The organism is Nocardia sputi, from assembly GCF_023501985.1.
The window spans coordinates 187,336-203,872 of record NZ_JAMFLC010000007.1; the positions used below are offsets into that span (position 1 = coordinate 187,336).

Here is a 16,537-nt window from a genome sequence, read left to right on the forward strand (position 1 = left end):
ACCGGAGCGTGCGGTCGGACCTTAGCGAACGACGAGTGGATCGACCTGCCGTCATTGGGAAGCCATCGGTGCCGCTGGATCGACCGCACGCCGAGCAACGTCAGCCGCGCCGGCTCCTCGGTGGTGTTGTCGCCGGGCCAACTCCTGGCTACGCCGGTCGGCCGTCGGTCACGGCCCTGGTCAGAGCCAGCCGTTGCGGCGGAACAGCAGGGCCAGCCAGCTGCAGGCGACGACCATGAGGATGAGGACCGCGGGGTAGCCCCAGGGTTGGCGCAGTTCGGGCATGTGGTCGAAGTTCATGCCGTAGATGCCCGCGATCATGGTGGGGACCGCGGCCAGGGCGACGAGAGCGGAGATCTTGCGCATGTCGGTGTTCTGGCGCACCGCGATCCGCGCCAGGGAAGCGGTGATCAGGGCGGAGAGGGCGTCGTCGAAGTCGTGGACGCGTTCGGCGGCGGTGGCGTGGTGATCGGCGACGTCGCGCAGGTAGCGGCGTACTTCCTTGCCGAGCCCGGAGTCGGGCTTGGTCAAAGCCTGCAGCGGGACTGCCAGCGGGGTGATCGCTCGCCGTAGTTCGACGACCTCGCGCTTGAGCTGGTAGATGGCTTCGATGGTGAGCCGGGAGCGGGGGGTGAAGACCTCTTCTTCCATTTCCTCGACGTCGGCTTCGACTTGCGCGGTGACCTCGAGGTAGGCGTCGACGACGTGGTCGGTGATCGCGTGCAGCACCGCGGCCGGTCCCAGCGCCAGCCGGGCGGGGTCGGTCTCGAGTTCGGCGCGGACCTCTCGTAGTCCGGAGTGGGCGCCGTGGCGCACCGCGACGACGAAGTCGGGGCCGCAGAAGATCAGGATTTCCCCGGTCTGCACGATCTCGCTGACGGCGTGCATGTCGTGCTCGACGTAGGCTACCGTGCGCAATCCCAGTACCAGGGTCTGGTCGTAGCGTTCCAGTTTCGGGCGCTGATGCCCCACCACCGCGTCCTCCACGGCCAGCGGATGCAACCCGAACAAGGCGGCGACCTCGGCCATCTGCCCGGCATCGGGTTCGTGCAACCCCAGCCACACGAATCCGCCACCCTCACCGGCGGCGCCGTCACCCGCGGCGCCGGTGGCGGTGTCGCGGACGGCGGCCAGCGCTTGGGCCGGGGTGAACCGGCCCGGTTCCCGGTGCCCGTCCCGGTAGACCCCGCAGTCCACGACCGCCCGCGCCACCGGCACCGGAATTCGCTTCAACGACACGACCGCGTCGGCAGCCGCGTCCCGGCCAGACTTGTTAACCACCGCACGAGCCTAGAACCCACCGGAACCCGGGGGCGCTCGCCGGGGTCGCGATCTGCTCGGTATGGGGGATCGACAGTCGATGCGCGGCTCGCCGGAGGCGGACGCCTGCGGGCCGGTTCATGGTCCGTCGGTGTCGCCCGCTTCCGAAGACGGGGGTGGTGTCTTACTGAAATGGATGTGCACGGGCATGCGGAAGAGGTTCGTCGAGCCGCTGCGCATCCACTGGGTGACTGCCGCCACGGTCGATCCGATCGACACCGCGATGGCCAGGAACGCCCACGGCGTGAGGCTCGCCGAGGCGTACGCGTGCTGACCGAAGCCCGGCACCGCGAGCTTGCCGTTGTTGAACGCCCAATTGAGCAACGATCCGACCTGACCACCCAGATCCGAGGTGCGGGAGACCATGGACTTCAGCTGGCCGCCCTTGCTGTTGACATAGAGGGCCGTGATGAGCACGAACACGGTTGTGGCCAGCGTGGACATCGTCGCCAGCCGTGTGAGCGCCTCGATGCGGAACCGCAGATTGATCACCACGGCCAAGACGGTGACGACGATCGCCGCGCTGGCGAGCAGTGCCCAGAAGCCGGTGATCTGCGGGGCGCGCGGATTGGATCGTGACCAGACATTGAGAAACACCGTTGTAATTTGCATGCGGCCGAACGCATTCGCGCGGACGCTGCCATCCGCGCCGGACGCGGTGATCCACGGCTGGAACAGTAATGCGAGTGTCACCAGGCTGCCGATTGCGGCCCAGGCATAGCCCCAATATCCGCGCAGCGCAACCTGATACGCCCTCGGCCCTCGCGCCGTGGCATTACTGACGATCTTTCCCCGGCCATTTCGAGGAGTGTTCCCTCGCCACGGCGTCGGCTGCACCATTGGCTCAGTCTAAGACCGGCTGATTGTCCGAATCGGAGTTTATCGCCACTGCTGGGAATGCGTGAATCCAGCCCTTCGTGCGTCCTCACGAAAAAAGCCACGCGTTGATGGCGGCGCGACGGCCAGGTAAATCGTGTATGAACTTTCCGACCCGTCGAGATGCTCCACTGAGACGACTCGTAATTCCTGGCGCGACTGCGTGCCCAACCCGCAGGGCGAGTTGCGGGGGCGATGCCTTCGTCGTACGGGACCGGGAGTCCCAGGGCAGCCGGGACCGATTCGGCGACCGCATGCTGATCGGGTGACGGCGGTCACCGGCGGCGACCAGGAATGAACCTTGCGGTGGAAATGAGCGGGTCTGTCGGGTGCCGGCGATCGCTCAGGCGCCTGCGTCAGCCGGAACGCGGATCATCTCGCACACCGAAGGACGCGGAGTCTCAGTTATTCGGCGGGTGTGAAGACAGTGAACTTCGCACCGGGTTCGAATACTCCCGCACGGTCGGGCACGACGCCTGACGCGCTGGCGGAGTCCCTAGTGCGTCGGGTCCGATGTTGTCGGCGATTGTAAAAATCATGAAAATTCCGGTGGTGCGGTCAATTTCGCACTCGCCGAGGATCTCAGCGGCGTGCAAGTCACGCCGAACTGCTCGACAAAGCTACATTCGCAATGCCGGATAGCGCATGCCAGCGCCCGACTTCGCCTCGGACTACTCGAGCCCGAGCCCGGATCCCATGAAAACCATCGGTTCCCTGCGTAATTCACAATCGGCGCTGCGGTTACGGGTGTACTCACGCCGGTGCGCCGGCATCCGACCACGCTCTCGTCGAACGGGTGACGCCGGCGCACCGGTGACCGGATCACCAGGTCAGGGCTTGTCCGGGTCGAGGGCGTCTTTCACCTTGCCGATCAGTCCCGCCTCGGTACCGAATGCCGCCGAGCGCGGCTCGCCCTGGGAGCCGTCGTAGGTGGCGTAGAGCTTCGGGTCCGGCGGCGGGGCGGAGGCCTTGTCGCCCAGCGGCTGCGGGTCGGCGAGGAAGCCGTTCTGGTGCACGCCGTCGGGGGCGACGCCGGTCGCCCACCGGCCCTGGTCGGACTGGGTGCCGTCGGACAGGTGCCACAGGCTCGTCGCGTGCTCGGAGTGTTCTTCGTCGAACAGCGCGTTCGGCGTGACCGTGCCCTCCAAGCCGTCTTCCTTCAGCTGTTCGATCGCCGCGAGCCAGAGATTCTGGTGGTAGGTGTCACGGGCGAGGTTGAACCGCAGCATGTCCTTGACGCCGGGGTCGTCGGTCATGTTGTACAGGCGCGCGGTCTGGAGTCGTCCGTGCGCCTCGGCGGCCACATTGGCGCGGAAGTCCGCCAAGAGATTGCCGCTGGCCACGATGTATCTGCCGTTCCACGGCACGCCGTTGCTGTCCGACAGCGAGGCCCCGCCGCCGGAGACGATCGCCTGCTGCGGATCCATGCCGCCCAGCACGGCGGCGACGACCGGATCGGCCGCGGCTTCCTGGGTGGCGCGGGTGGCGGGGGCTCCCTCGAGCAACCGCGCGATCATCGTGGCGATCATCTCGACGTGCCCGATCTCCTCGGTGGCGACGTCCATGATCATGTCCTTGTACTTGCCGGGCATCCGGCAGTTCCACCCCTGGAACAGGTACTGCATGGTGACGGTCATCTCCCCGAATGCTCCGCCGACGAGTTCCTGGAGCTTCCGCGCGTACACGGGGTCGGGCTTTTCGGGCTTCACGTCGAACTGCAGGTAATCGGTATGACGGAACATCTACGCCTCCAAGACGACGAACGGGGTCCCCACCCGCGTTGCGGATACCTCTGTCGATCCGGAGCAAACCTGGAAAAGATGACGGGTCCGAATTAGATTTTATTGTGCGGGAGCGGTATTCGTGTACACGAGCGACTACCGCTCGCGTCGTGGCGAACCTCGGGCGTACGCATCATCCGGAGCGCGCTCAGGTGCGCGTGGACGGGTGCTCGCCGCGTCGCAACGGCGGCAGATGCTCCACCACACCCGCCACCCCCGCGAGGGCGCGACTGGCGTGCGCGCACCCGCTCGCCCATCGTCGCGGCGCTCGGCGAGCCACCTCGTCGAGCCGGTCGCGCGAACGGTCCAGCGGCGCGAGCGGCACCGCCGCCAGCGCGTTACCGGGCAACCGCCGCGCGACGGTCGGATGCGGCCGTGTGGGCGCGGTGACCCGCACGGCCAGCCACGCCCAGCCCGCCCGGCGCAAAGCCTGCGCGTCGAGTGCCTCCTGCAACTTCGGCAGCAGCACGTCCTCTTCGTCCCGCACGTCCTGGCGCAGCAGCCCCTCGATTCTCGCGAACAGCCCGTGATGCTCGGGACTGTCGGCGTCGATCGTCTCCAGCTCGCTGAACAGCTCGTTGATCTCTTGATGCTCCTGCTCGACGCGCAGCGTGAGTTCCTCGCCGTCCGGGAGGACCTTCCGAGCCAGCGGCCACAGCACCGCCTCCTCCGCGAACGCGTGCGGGAAGACCAGCCGGCACAGCGCCGTCATCGCGTCCCGGCGGTCGTCGCCGCCGCTGCTGTCGATGCGGGACAGCAACCCGTCGAGGATTTGGTGATCGCGGCGCTGCAAGCTCAGCACACTGCGAGGACCACCCAGCTCCGCTTCGGTCTGATCGGCAAGTGAACGCGGCATCGGAGGCTCCTTCGGTCGGCTCGTGCTCGTCCTACCCGCACTCCGCGGAGCGAAACCGACCGCTCTGGCGAGTCGAGCCCAACCCGCGCATCCGCAGACGCCAACCCGAGAGCTGAAGGTTTGCCACGAGAGACGACTCCCAGCTGTACGGGCGCCTGGCTGCACGTAAGCCCGACGCAACCGGTGGCCCGATGCGCGACTTGGGCACAATCGCGCCGCAGCTCGAGCCGGATGATCCGTTGGCCGGGAGATTCCATGCTTACCTCGGCATATGTCGGTCAGGCATGCTTTTTCGGAGCAGGTTACTCTCGGGTAGTGCGGGGTATTCGGATAGTGGTGCACCTTGCGCCGACCCGATGCTGTCAACGTCGAAGGGACGAGATTCGCATGAGCACTCCCGACACCACCACGTTGCTGGCGCAGCTGCGCGCTGTCCTCGCTTTGACCAACACCGAAATTCAGGTCGCCGAAACCCGCATAGCTCAAGCCCGGACCGAAGCGGTGCGGCGCGAGCTGTCCGAGAACGCCGACAACGGCCGTGCCCGCGCCGAGGCCATCGAGGCCGCCATCCGCGACCTGGGCAGCGTCCCGGAATTGGTCGGCCCTTTCCTCGGGCGCGCGGCGGCCGCGGTCAAGGCGATGGTCGAACAGGCCCAGCCGTTCGACGAAGCCCTGCTGAGCGACCTCACCCTCGAACACCAACTCCTCGACCGCGCCCGCTACATCAAGGCCCTGGCTACCACCGCCGGTCAACGTCAGGTGGTGGCTCTGGCGGAGCGGTTGATCACCGCGCACTCGGCGACCGTGGACTGGCTGACCACCGTCCTGGCCGAGGACGCCCTCGGCGGGCCGGCGGCACTGCGCCGCACACCGCTGCAGGCGGCCACCGGAACTGCGGTGAAGCTGGTCAACATCCCGGTCACCTGGTCCGCTCGTGGTCTTGACCGGGCACTGGACACCGTCCGCGCGACCCCACCGGCGCTCGGCGAACTGCTCGCCCAAGGTGCGCGCGCGGGTGATGTCGCCGTCAAGACCCTGTCGGCCTCTCGCGACGCCGCCCTCGAGACCGCCGAGCAGGTCACCCGACGCGAAGGCGCCGATGCCGCCGCCGACGCGTTGCGTTCGATCCGTACCACCACCGGCGTCCTCGAACCCGAGGAGTTGCCCATCGACGACTACGACGAGCTGAACGTCACCCAAGCCGTCGCCGCGGTCAAGGACCTCTCCGACTCGGCCGACATTCGAGCGATCGTCGCCTACGAGGAAGCCCACAAGAACCGGCACGGTGTCGTCTCGGCCGCCCAGACGCGGCTCGCGGCGATCGCCCAAGAAATCGCCGGCATCAACTGAACGCCGCCGCCGAGCAGCGACACGCCCCGGCCAGCCGACGATGCCCGCCGCGCTGGTCGGCAACAGCGGCTGAGCATCGACCTGCGAGCAGCATCGCTGTCGGCGCCCACAACTAGAACGCGCCGCAGGCTTGCGCGGCGGCAGGCCGGGCACGGTCGTCCTCGCGCTGACAGGCGGGACGCCCCAACGGCGGCAGGCCGGGGCGTGGTCACCTCCGCGTCAGCACGAGGTGATCCGCGCTTCACTTCGAGCGTGCACTTCAGCCGAGCCTCTTTCGAAGTTCGGTGGTGATGTGCTTCTGACCTTGGTCTGCCGGTGGCGTTGTCTCAGCCGTTGTCATCGACCAGCGTGAAGGAGCCCGTGTAGCCGAAGTAACCACACGATGTCCACGGCTTCCTCAACCGTGGCACCGGGCCGCAGCTCGCCGACCATGCTCAACCGGAACACCGGCGCGGTGATGGCGTCCTGGTGTCGCTGGGTCGCGACGCGCACCACCTTGCCTGCCCTTGCCTGCCTCGGCATTGTGGCGCGGTCGCGAGCACGAGCCGCATGATGTCGCCAAAGGCCTCCCGCATCGAATCGACGGTGGCTGCGTGCTGCGTGCCGCACGACCTCTCCGGATCGATCAACGATCGGCGGTGAATATCGGTTTCCCCCTAGGGTTATGGCCGACGGGCTGGTCCGTCGAGAGGAGTTGCCGATGGATGCCGAACACTTCCTGCCGTTCCGCAAGAGCGCGGTGATATCTCTGTGTACCGACGAACTTCCTGATGCCGAACGCGAGTCGTTCGCGGAGTTCGCTCGTCTGCTGGCGGCTTTGGTGCACTACGAATTTCATGTGCGTGGTGAAAAGGTGCTCGACGCGTATCAGCTGGTCGATCCCGCGGAGGATGAACGGGCCATCCGTGCCGCGACAGCCGAGGATCGGGCGGCGGCGCGGGTGCGGGTGGAGCGGGAGCTGGTCGCGCTGGCCGAGGCGGCGGATTTCACGCGCATCGATGCCGCTGAGATTCAGCGCGCGTTCGCCGAGCACTCCCTGGTGAAGGTGCGGTTGGAGATCGACGAGGAGGACATCGAGACGGCGATGTTCTTTCGACGGGGGGTGTCGCAGCGCACCGAACAGGTGAGGTGGTTGTTCGGTCTGCGGCGGCGCAGCATCGAATTCACCAGCTACGGCAAAGTTCTGGTGTACGTCGCTTTCGCCGAGCGTCCGGAGGCGGTCGTGGATCGCCCCAATGGCGGTGTGCTGCTGAAGCTGTTCCAGAATGTCCCGAGAAACGACCTCGAGATGCTGTATCCGAGCGTTCGGGTGCGGATGCGGCCGCTGGACAAGCTGCTGATCGGGGTGCCCGCGGCGGTCTCCGGAATCGTCGTGGTCGTCACGAAGCTCGTTGCCTCGTTGGGGCCGCTGGTGCTGTTGCTCGCGTTTTGGGCCGGGTTGCGCGAGGAGTCCGTGCCGTTGGATCAGGCCACGCTGGTCACCCTGGGCGCGGGGGTGGCGGCTTTCGGCGGTTACCTGGTTCGGCAGTTCTCCAAGTTCAAGAACCGCAAGATCAAGTTGATGAAGACGCTGTCGGAACACCTTTACTTCAGCAATCTCGACAACGATGCGGGAGTGTTCCATCATCTGCTGGGTGCCGCCGAGGAATCGGAGGTGAAGGAAGCCGTCCTCGCCTACCATTTCCTGCGCACGGCCGACCGCCCGCTCACCGCCGCCGAACTCGATCAACGCGTGGAGGACTGGTTTCGCAGGCAGTGGGGGACGAGCTTCGACTTCCAGATCCGCGACGGCCTGCGCAGACTCCGGGACTGGGAACTGCTCATCGAGCACGAGCACGCCGCACTCGGTGTGCTGCCGCCGGACGAGGCCAGACAGCGGTTGGATCACTACTGGGACAACCTGTTTCGTGTCCGCCCTTCAGGAGACGGCACCGCCGATGCGCGCCGGGCCGCAGTCACCTCCATCTGAAGCGTTCACCGAGACCGGACTTGCTCGCGCAGACATCAGCGCACCGACATCGCTGCCGCTTCTCGTCTTGCTCCCTGTGCTGCCGAACGCGGAGGTTCGATTCGAGGGGCAGTCGGGTGCGTGCTCACCGAGTGGGGATTTCCAGGCCGTTGTCCCGGAGGAAGTCATCTACTACGCGGGTGGCTCGCTCCGGGGTGGAGTCGGATTTGATCACGGTGCTGATTCGCTGGGCTTGCGTGGTGGTCGGTAGGAAGCCGACCAGCAAGGCGGGCAGCAGGAGTCTGCGAGCCAGCAGCTCTTGCGCCGAGGCCACCCAGGGTCGGCGGATGACCGAGACGTTGACGCGGATCGCGTGTTCGTTGCCCGGCGGGACGCCCGGCCGATCGGTCTCCATTGCGGCATAACGAAATCCGTGCTCAAGGTTACATTCCGCACAGTCCATCGGTCCGCGACCGAGCCGATTGCCGCACTCGTCGCAGACGATCCGATCGAGTGCGGCGTCCACGACCCGCCAGTCGTGCCGGTCGGGCTCGGCGGCGACGAGCCGGGCGACCTCGGGCGCGGGTTCGCTCTGCCAGTCGAGGAAGAAGCGCCGCCACTCCTCCTCGACGATATCGTCGACCAGCCGCAGGCAACGATGGCACTGCGGGGCACCCGCGTACTCGTAACCGCGACACTCGACACACCGCACCACAGCGGCACCGACCTCCGGTCTCATACCACCCGATCCTCGTGCGACACGGCCACCGGCACCACCGAATCAAGCAGATCGAGGTGCGACTTCAGCCTCGAGAAGTTCACATCCCTCACATCTGATGCCGCAATGGCCGGCTGTCAGTTCCTCGCGATGCCTGGCGAGCGGGAACACCCGGGGCCGGAGAGCAGGCCGAAACGCACACCGCACCGATGGCGGTAGGCCCCGCCCTAGATCCGTCAGCGACTGCGATGTGGCATCCCGGCATCCGGGTGTCGATCGGGGGTGCGCAGGGGGGCGCCGACGTGGTGGAGGTGTCTCAGTGCCTCGCGGTAAGAGGAGATCAGCCCGGTTTCGTGATAGGGCACGCCGATCTCGGTGCAGTAGTCGCGGACGATCACCTGAGCGTGACGCAGGTTCGGCGTCGGCATGCTCGGGAACAAATGATGCTCGATCTGATAGTTGAGCCCGCCGAGGGCGACGTCGGTCAACGCGCCACCCCGCACGTTGCGGGAGGTCAGCACTTGGCGACGGAGGTAGTCGGGACGGTCGTCGCCGGTCAAGGTCGGCATGCCCTTGTGGTTCGGGGCGAAGATGCAACCCATGTACAGGCCGAAGAGGCCTTGATGCACGGCAAGGAACGCGAACGCTTTGTCGGCGGGCAGAACCGCGAACAGTGCGGCCAGGTACGCGGCGAAGTGGCCGAACAGCAGTGCGCCCTCCATTCCGCGGTGTTTGACCGATCGATTTCTGAGGGCGCGTACGCCGGCCACATGGAGGTTCAGGCCTTCCAGCAACAGCAGGGGGAAGAACAGGAACGCCTGCGTCCTCCCGATGAGACGAGGCAGACCTCGGCTGGACCGTGCCTGCTGTTGTGACCAGAGCAGAATGTCGGGTGCCACATCGGGGTCGAGTTCCTCGTGGTTGGGGTTGGCGTGGTGCCGGGTGTGCTTGTCCTGCCACCAGCCGTAGCCGAGGCCGATGCCGGCGTTGCCGACGAGACGTCCCACCAGTTCCGTCGGCTGCCGTAGCCGGAAGACTTGGCGGTGTGCGACATCGTGCATGACGAGTGCGATCTGAGCGAACGTCACGGCCATGAACCCCGCGACCAGCAGCGTCCACCACGAATCGCCGATGAGGACGAACGCCGCCCACCCGGCTGCGAACGCGACGCCGACGAGGCTCAGCCGGACGGCGTAGTAGACGGGACGCCGGTTCATCAGCCCCGCGGCGGAGATCCGGCGCAACAGACGGGCGTAATCACCGTCGGCGCCGCGCTGCGGTGACCGTGGAGATGACTCGGGGACCAAGGCAGGTGTCGTCATAGATCTTCCTGAGAGCTTGAGTCGGGGACGCCATCTCCGTCCGTCGACGATGCCGGCCGGTCGATGTCGGAGCGGGGCGCCGATTTCGATATCTCGAAGCTATCGGCCGGATTCTCGTCAGCCGTAACCCTCTGGTATTACATGGAATCGAACTGCGGTGTGATATTCGGTGCCCACCGCGGATCGAGGCGGCCGGTCGGCACGCTCACCCCCTCCAGGAAGGGTGGTGACCTAGATCACAGTCCAATTCTGTCAGGTTTCGCGCCGCTATCCGGTTCAGGAAGCGAACACCATCCAGACAGGAGTGAGACCATGAAACACCGCATCGTCGTTCTCGGCGCCGGATACGCCGGAGCCAACGCGGCCGGGCGCCTCGCCAAGCGGCTGCACCCCGCGGATGTCGAGATCACCCTCGTCAACGCCGACCCGGAGTTCGTCGAGCGCGTCCGTATGCACCAGCTGGCCGCAGGTCAGGAGCTGAAAAGCCGCGTGCTGACCGACGTCTTCGCGGACACCGGCGTGCGGGTGGTGTCGGCCCGGGTGGCCGCGGTCGATGCCGACCGCAAGACCGTCGACATCGTCGCCGCCGATGGCTCGCGGTCGATCGCCTACGACACTCTCGTCTACGCCCTCGGCAGCGCCGCCGCCGACTGTGGCGTGCCCGGTGTGGCCGAACACGCCTACGACATCGCCGGCAAGCAGTCCGCACTGCGGCTGCGCGAGCGGCTGGCGAGCCTGGGCGCGGGTGCGACCGTGCTGGTCGCCGGTGGTGGTCTCACCGGAATCGAGGCCGCCACCGAAATCGCCGAAGCCCGGCCGGACCTCGAGGTCGCCCTCGCTGCTCGCGGTGGCCTCGGCGACTGGCTGAGCGAGAAGGCCCAACAGCATCTGCGCAAAGCGTTCGACCGGCTCGGCATCACTGTGCACGAGCACACCGACATCGCCCGCGTCGAGCGGACGGGCGCCCAGACCGCCGACAGCCGCACGATCCCGGCCCGAATCACCGTGTGGACAGCCGGTTTCGCCGTCCACCCGATCGCCGCGGCCACCACCCTGCAGGTGTCGGCGACGGGGCAGATCGTCGTCGACGACACGATGCGGTCGGTGTCGCACCCCGACGTCTACGCCGTTGGCGACGCCGCGCTCGCCCCCGGGGCGAACGGCGATCCGCTGCGCATGTCCTGCGCCTCGGGTGTCCCTTCGGCTTATCACGCCGCCGACGCCATCGCCGCACGTCTGACCGGTCGCAAGATCCCCCGCAATTCGATCGGCTACACCGCCCAGTGCATCAGCCTCGGCCGCCGCGACGCTGTGGTCCAGTGGGTCACCCCCGACGATCAGCCCAAGCCTTCAGCTCTCACCGGTAGGGCGGCCGCGCGAGTCAAGGAGTTCATCTGCAAGAGCGCGGCCTGGAGCATTTCGCACCCGACTTCGATGCTCCCGTCCCGCCGCCGTCACATCGCCACCGCCGAGCCGACCCGCGCCCTCAACGCGTGACGCCGCGCCCTCTGCGGGCCGTGTCGGACGGGACGAGCCGACACTGCCCGCCCTACTTCCGCCGCAGCCCTCGAAGATCCCACTCGGCCGTGGTCTCGACCGGCCGAGTCGGACGGCCGGCCAAGATTTCGCGGCTACGCAATCGCACGGCAACCCATCAGGTGCGCGTGCGATGCCTCGCACCCGATGGGTTGCCCGCCGGTCCGGCTTCATCGGCCACGTTCACCAGCATTCGCTGTCCGGGAGTCCGCTGGCGATGCTCAGCACCTCGGCGATCTCGGTATAGGCCTGTCTGGGGAGCGACCGAAAAGCGGGCCCTATGCGGCCGTTCCGCGCGCGGAATGAGCGCGCGGCTTGGCGCGCGACTGCCCTTGCGCCGCATTGCCGTTGCGACGGCCGCTGCCTTGGCGCGGTCCGCCACTGCTCCTGCGGGGTCCGCCATTGCCTTGGCGCGGTCCGCCACTGCTGCGATACGGTCCGCCGCTGCTGCGGCGGTCGTCTTCACGTGCCGCCCGATCGCTGTAGGAGGGCGCGACGAATGGGGCAGTCGTGCCGACGAGCTCGGCCACCACGGGCGAATCGGCGGTGACCCGTTGCGGGGTCACCGTGATCTTGGCCTTGCGCATGAGGTCGGCCAGGTCGCGTCGTTCGCCGGGCAGCACCAGGGTGATCACTTCACCGGAGTTGCCCGCCCGCGCGGTACGGCCCGAACGGTGCAGGTAGGCCTTGTGTTCCGCGGGCGGGTCAACGTGCACGACCAGCTCGACACCGTCGACGTGCACGCCGCGCGCGGCCACATCGGTGGCCACCAGCACCAGGGCATCACCGGCGGCGAAGACCGCGAGGTTGCGGTCGCGGGCGCCCTGCGAGAGGTTGCCGTGCAGATCGACGGCCGGGATTCCGGCGAGGGTCAGCTGCTTGGCCAGTTTGCGAGCCTGATGCTTGGTGCGCATGAACAGGATTCGCCGACCCGAGCCCGAGGCGAGCCGATGCACGAGCTCGCGTTTGGCTTCGACGCTCGCGGTCTCGAAAACATGATGGGTCATGGCGGCGACCGGGGAGTTCGCCTCGTCGACGGAATGCAGCTTGGCATCCGGCAGGAAGCGGCTGACCAGCTTGTTGACGCCGTTGTCCAGGGTGGCCGAGAACAGCAGGCGCTGACCGGCCTTCGGGGTGGCCGCGAGAATGCGGGTCACACCTGGCAGGAACCCGAGGTCGGCCATGTGGTCGGCCTCGTCGATAACGGTGACCTCGACGGCATCCAGGGAGATCAGACGTTGGTTCATCAGATCCTCGAGCCGGCCGGGGCAGGCGACGACAATGTCGACACCGGCGCGCAGCGCCCGCACCTGCCGGTTCTGCGGGACCCCACCGAAAATCGTGGTGACGGTCATGCGATAGGCCGCGGCGAGGGGTTCCAGCGCGGCCGCGATCTGGGTGGCCAATTCCCGAGTCGGCGCCAGCACCAGGCCGGTCGGTCGGCTCGGTGCGCGTCTACCGGCGAGACCGCCGCCGAGACGGTTGACCATCGGAATGGCGAAAGCGAGCGTCTTGCCGCTGCCGGTCCGGCCACGGCCCAGCACGTCGCGTCCGGCCAGCGAATCGGGCAGGGTGTCGGACTGGATCGGAAAAGGTTCGGTGATCTGGGCGCGAGTCAACGCCTTCACCAGCGGTGCGCTCACGCCGAGCGCGGCAAAAGAGATGTCAGCAGAACTCATATGTGTTGCGGTGCCTTTCGGGCATCAGGTGGTGCCCGGGCCGTCTGCGGACCTTGCGGGTCCGCGCCGGGGGCACGAAATGGCGAGATTGCCGATGGGCAAAATCGATCGCCGTAATAAGAGCGGATGCGGCAAGCGCTGGTTGCGAAGCGAATGCGATCTACGACGCTTGGCGTGACAAGTCACGCACCTGATCGACAATAGCCTGTGATGGGGTGGTTCGTACTCATCGGGTGAGGTTTCTCGCATCTGGCCACGGCTGGGCAGCCGAACTCCTACTCGCCCGCCCCGTGACAGCGGACCCTCGGACACGCCGTCGCCGAGCGCGTACGGTGCCCGACCTCGCTGCCATCCCGGTGGCAGTCGAACTCCGCATCGCAGGCCGGGCCCGCACGCAGAGGCGCTGTCGTAGGACCCGGCGGATCAGGACGGCTTGGTATCAGTGCCCCCGCTGATCAGTGAGAGCGAGGCCTTCCTTGGCCTTGACCCGCCGGTGCTCCAGCAGTATCCACGCGATGCCTGAGCCGACCAGCGTCGTAGCGGCGATGGCACCGACAACGGCCCACCCGGCGAATCCGTAGCCGGCTGCGGTCAGAGTCAAGGCCGAAGCGACGATCCCCAGCACGCACAGGACAATCCCGGGGATGTTGTAGCCATCTTCGATCCCCTCCCCGGCATGGCTTCTGGTCGTGCGGCTGTGATCCGGAACCTCGCCGCGGGTCTGGCTGCGGCGATGGTGTGCCGGAACCAGGTGCTGGTTCGAGACGGTCATCGGGCTACCTCCACTTGCTCGCGTGTGCGGCCATGGTGCCGACGGGCTACCCGTGATCCGGACCAGTAAACTCCGGGCACTCGGTCTCATCGACCGGCGTCAGAATTCAGTGTGGCCGTCGACTTGTGGTGGGTCGCGGTGTGGGCAGGAAATCTACGGGGCGACGAGTTGGGCGGCGAGGGGCTGGGTCGACATCGCTGGCATTCAAACCCCCGGACGACGAGAAGGCCTGTTACGGCGGAGTCCTCGACGCCGACGTGGTCTGGGTCGACGGGTGTGCGGCGATCAGCCGGTAGCGGAAGGCGAATCGAGCTCGGCGAGATCGGCTGCGACTCCCTTTGGTTCATCGACACAGCATGGGCCTGCGAACCGCGATCCGGAATCAAGTGCGATCAATCGACCTTGACCTGAAGTCGACTTCAGCTGACATAGTCGCGGTACGGATCTCGACCGTGTCGAAAAGAGGTAGATCGTCGTGACTTCGCCATTGAAGGTGGCCATCGTCGGAGGGGGCATAGGTGGTGTCAGTGCAGCGCTCGCGGTGCGGCGTGCCGGGCATGAGGTGGTGTGTTTCGAACGGTCCAGCGAACTCGGCGAGGCGGGAGCTGGAATCCAGATCGGGCCGAACGCCTCACGGCTACTGCACCGCCTCGGGTTGTCCCACGCGCTCGCCGCCGTGGCCGTCGAGCCGGCCCGCGTGCAAATTCGCCGGTGGAATTCGGGAAAGATCATCAAGGAAATAGACGCCGGTGGTCATGTTGCCGCGATCTATGGTGCCCCGTACTACACAGTGCACCGCGCCGATCTGCACCGAGTGCTCGTCGATGCCCTACCTGGCGGAGTCATTCGTACCGGCCTTCGCTGTGTCGGCGTGGACCAGGACGACGACGGGGTGAGTCTCCGATTCGACGACGGCTCTGGTCATCGTGCGGACGTCGTTATCGGCGCCGACGGTCTCGGCTCCGAGCTTCGCCGGCTCCTCCATTCCGGCGCAGCGCGTTTCTCCGGGAAGGCCGCCTGGCGCGTCCTGGTCCCCGTCGATTCCGTCGCGCACCTGGCCGAGCCGCCCATGACGCGGATGTGGCTCGGGCCGGGCAAACATGTTGTCTGCTATCCGATCTCCGCGGGCAGTCTGCTCAACCTGGCCGCGGCGGTGCCCGCCCCGGACGCGGACATCGAATCCTGGACTCGCGAGGGCCCGGTCGATGAATTCGCCGCCGCGATGGCGGGCTGGGATCCCGATCTGCACACGATCCTCGCGGCCGCGACGACGACTCTTCGGCTGCCCCTTTTCGACCGGCCACCCCTCGAGAAGATCGGACTGGGACGGGTAACCCTGCTCGGCGACGCCGCGCACCCCATGCTGCCCTTCTTCGCCCAAGGTGCGGCCCAAGCGATCGAGGACGCCTGGGTGCTGGGCCGCAGCCTCGACGGGGTGAGCAGGGCCGGCGTGCCGGACGCGCTTCGTCGATATGAGCGAGCCCGGCACGCCCGCACCGCCACCGTCCAGCAACGATCCATCCGTAACGGTGATCTGTTCCAGTTGCCGGACGGCATCAGGCAGCGGGCTCGCGACGTGGTCATGCGCGGGTTCACCCTCAACCGGTTCGATTGGCTCTACGGCTACGACGCCGATCGTGCCGTGGCAGCAGGTGCTCGACTCCCCGGCCGGTCATGATGACTACGGGCGCCCCTTCCGCCCGTCGATGGATAGTTCGGTCAGTGCTTCGGAGCGTCGCTCAGGCTGCCGCGGCGTCCGCGGTGCGTGATCACAGGAACGGTCGCCGACAGACTTCAGGTACCTGTCGATCTCCTCGGCAAGGTATGGGCATCCGTCGATCGGGTCATCGCGCTGGCATGTCAACGTGTGGGACAGGTAGGCCTGGGCCGCCTGCAACCGAAGCTGCTGCTCCTCGCAGGCGGCCAGGCGCGCCCGGACAACCTGCCGCCACCCTCCCGAGTGGTGTTCGCCGCTCAGCACCGTGCGCATCTCATCAAGACTCATCAGCGCTGTCTGCTGCAACAGATGGATCAACGCGATCCGCCGTACGCCCGCCGCGTCGTACCGCCGCCGCACGGACTCATGAGCAATAGGCACCAGCAGGCCCTGCTTTTCCCACCACCGCAGCGCGGGCACCGCCACGCCGAACCGCCTGGCCACCTCGCCGATCGAGAACGTTACCGGCTCCTGAGCAGACCTTGGCATGAAGCCGACTTCAGCGATCCAGCGCCTCCAGTCGCGAGGCCTGGTCGAAGGTGTTCGACGCACGCACGATCGCCGCGCGGTCGAGTTGCGTTCCACGCTGGCGGGGATGCGCTGCTGCGGGAGGCCGAGGAGATGATCGCGTCCGTGCTCGGCGAGGTCGGTTATCCGATCGA

Annotated in this window: 13 protein-coding genes; 4 read left to right on the forward strand and 9 right to left on the reverse strand. The window is 67.0% G+C overall.

Annotated elements, in window-relative coordinates:
- Positions 1-180 precede the first annotated feature (180 nt).
- From M8859_RS12575 to M8859_RS12590, 4 genes are all read right to left on the reverse strand, one after another.
- Positions 181-1,281, reverse strand: a complete 1,101-nt coding sequence (locus M8859_RS12575; RefSeq protein WP_223516449.1) for a magnesium and cobalt transport protein CorA — start codon at positions 1,279-1,281, stop codon at positions 181-183.
- A 117-nt stretch (positions 1,282-1,398) separates the two neighbouring features.
- The gene (locus M8859_RS12580; RefSeq protein ID WP_195070616.1) at positions 1,399-2,013 is read right to left on the reverse strand and encodes a hypothetical protein; all 615 of its coding nucleotides are present in this window, start codon (positions 2,011-2,013) and stop codon (positions 1,399-1,401) included.
- A 1,013-nt stretch (positions 2,014-3,026) separates the two neighbouring features.
- Positions 3,027-3,938 carry a manganese catalase gene (locus tag M8859_RS12585; protein WP_159928245.1) on the reverse strand — a complete coding sequence of 304 codons (912 nt, stop codon included), beginning with the start codon at positions 3,936-3,938 and terminating at the stop codon, positions 3,027-3,029.
- A 187-nt stretch (positions 3,939-4,125) separates the two neighbouring features.
- Positions 4,126-4,833, reverse strand: coding sequence for a hemerythrin domain-containing protein (locus M8859_RS12590; RefSeq protein WP_195070615.1), 708 nt, complete (start codon positions 4,831-4,833; stop codon positions 4,126-4,128).
- Positions 4,834-5,220: 387 nt separating this feature from the next.
- On the opposite strand from M8859_RS12590, the gene M8859_RS12595 reads away from it, so the two are divergent.
- Positions 5,221-6,183 (forward strand): DUF8129 domain-containing protein, encoded by a 963-nt coding sequence (locus M8859_RS12595; RefSeq protein WP_159928241.1) that lies wholly within the window; start codon positions 5,221-5,223, stop codon positions 6,181-6,183.
- A gap of 700 nt (positions 6,184-6,883) precedes the next feature.
- On the forward strand, positions 6,884-8,152 hold the full coding sequence (locus M8859_RS12600; protein WP_195070614.1) for a TMEM143 family protein: 1,269 nt from the start codon (positions 6,884-6,886) through the stop codon (positions 8,150-8,152).
- 124 nt (positions 8,153-8,276) lie between these two features.
- Here M8859_RS12600 and M8859_RS12605 read toward each other — a convergent pair whose 3' ends face one another.
- The gene (locus M8859_RS12605) at positions 8,277-8,870 is read right to left on the reverse strand and encodes a hypothetical protein (RefSeq protein ID WP_195070613.1); all 594 of its coding nucleotides are present in this window, start codon (positions 8,868-8,870) and stop codon (positions 8,277-8,279) included.
- Positions 8,871-9,085: 215 nt separating this feature from the next.
- On the reverse strand, positions 9,086-10,171 hold the full coding sequence (locus tag M8859_RS12610; RefSeq protein ID WP_195070612.1) for a fatty acid desaturase family protein: 1,086 nt from the start codon (positions 10,169-10,171) through the stop codon (positions 9,086-9,088).
- Between the two features lie 312 nt (positions 10,172-10,483).
- Here M8859_RS12610 and M8859_RS12615 point away from each other — a divergent pair, with 312 nt between their 5' ends.
- Positions 10,484-11,668 (forward strand): NAD(P)/FAD-dependent oxidoreductase, encoded by a 1,185-nt coding sequence (locus tag M8859_RS12615; protein WP_249644244.1) that lies wholly within the window; start codon positions 10,484-10,486, stop codon positions 11,666-11,668.
- Positions 11,669-11,985: 317 nt separating this feature from the next.
- Here M8859_RS12615 and M8859_RS12620 read toward each other — a convergent pair whose 3' ends face one another.
- Together M8859_RS12620 and M8859_RS12625 are read right to left on the reverse strand one after the other, a co-directional pair.
- A complete protein-coding gene (locus M8859_RS12620; RefSeq protein WP_249644245.1) occupies positions 11,986-13,386 on the reverse strand; it encodes a DEAD/DEAH box helicase in 1,401 nt (466 codons plus the stop codon).
- A gap of 439 nt (positions 13,387-13,825) precedes the next feature.
- A complete protein-coding gene (locus M8859_RS12625) occupies positions 13,826-14,158 on the reverse strand; it encodes a hypothetical protein (protein WP_236565627.1) in 333 nt (110 codons plus the stop codon).
- A gap of 475 nt (positions 14,159-14,633) precedes the next feature.
- Between M8859_RS12625 and M8859_RS12630 the strand changes: the two genes are divergently transcribed.
- On the forward strand, positions 14,634-15,836 hold the full coding sequence (locus tag M8859_RS12630; protein ID WP_159928229.1) for an FAD-dependent monooxygenase: 1,203 nt from the start codon (positions 14,634-14,636) through the stop codon (positions 15,834-15,836).
- A 3-nt stretch (positions 15,837-15,839) separates the two neighbouring features.
- Here the strand turns inward: M8859_RS12630 and M8859_RS12635 are convergent, their stop codons facing one another.
- Positions 15,840-16,364 (reverse strand): MerR family transcriptional regulator, encoded by a 525-nt coding sequence (locus M8859_RS12635; protein ID WP_249644246.1) that lies wholly within the window; start codon positions 16,362-16,364, stop codon positions 15,840-15,842.
- Positions 16,365-16,537 lie beyond the last annotated feature (173 nt).

What these genes read in the sequence shown, in the direction of transcription:
- M8859_RS12585 (WP_159928245.1), bottom strand. Translation starts at nt 3,938, where the DNA reads ATGTTCCGTCATACCGATTACCTGCAGTTCGACGTGAAGCCCGAAAAG.
- M8859_RS12590 (WP_195070615.1), bottom strand. Translation starts at nt 4,833, where the DNA reads ATGCCGCGTTCACTTGCCGATCAGACCGAAGCGGAGCTGGGTGGTCCT.
- M8859_RS12595 (WP_159928241.1), top strand. Translation starts at nt 5,221, where the DNA reads ATGAGCACTCCCGACACCACCACGTTGCTGGCGCAGCTGCGCGCTGTC.
- M8859_RS12600 (WP_195070614.1), top strand. Translation starts at nt 6,884, where the DNA reads ATGGATGCCGAACACTTCCTGCCGTTCCGCAAGAGCGCGGTGATATCT.
- M8859_RS12605 (WP_195070613.1), bottom strand. Translation starts at nt 8,870, where the DNA reads ATGAGACCGGAGGTCGGTGCCGCTGTGGTGCGGTGTGTCGAGTGTCGC.
- M8859_RS12610 (WP_195070612.1), bottom strand. Translation starts at nt 10,171, where the DNA reads ATGACGACACCTGCCTTGGTCCCCGAGTCATCTCCACGGTCACCGCAG.
- M8859_RS12615 (WP_249644244.1), top strand. Translation starts at nt 10,484, where the DNA reads ATGAAACACCGCATCGTCGTTCTCGGCGCCGGATACGCCGGAGCCAAC.
- M8859_RS12620 (WP_249644245.1), bottom strand. Translation starts at nt 13,386, where the DNA reads ATGAGTTCTGCTGACATCTCTTTTGCCGCGCTCGGCGTGAGCGCACCG.
- M8859_RS12625 (WP_236565627.1), bottom strand. Translation starts at nt 14,158, where the DNA reads ATGACCGTCTCGAACCAGCACCTGGTTCCGGCACACCATCGCCGCAGC.
- M8859_RS12635 (WP_249644246.1), bottom strand. Translation starts at nt 16,364, where the DNA reads ATGCCAAGGTCTGCTCAGGAGCCGGTAACGTTCTCGATCGGCGAGGTG.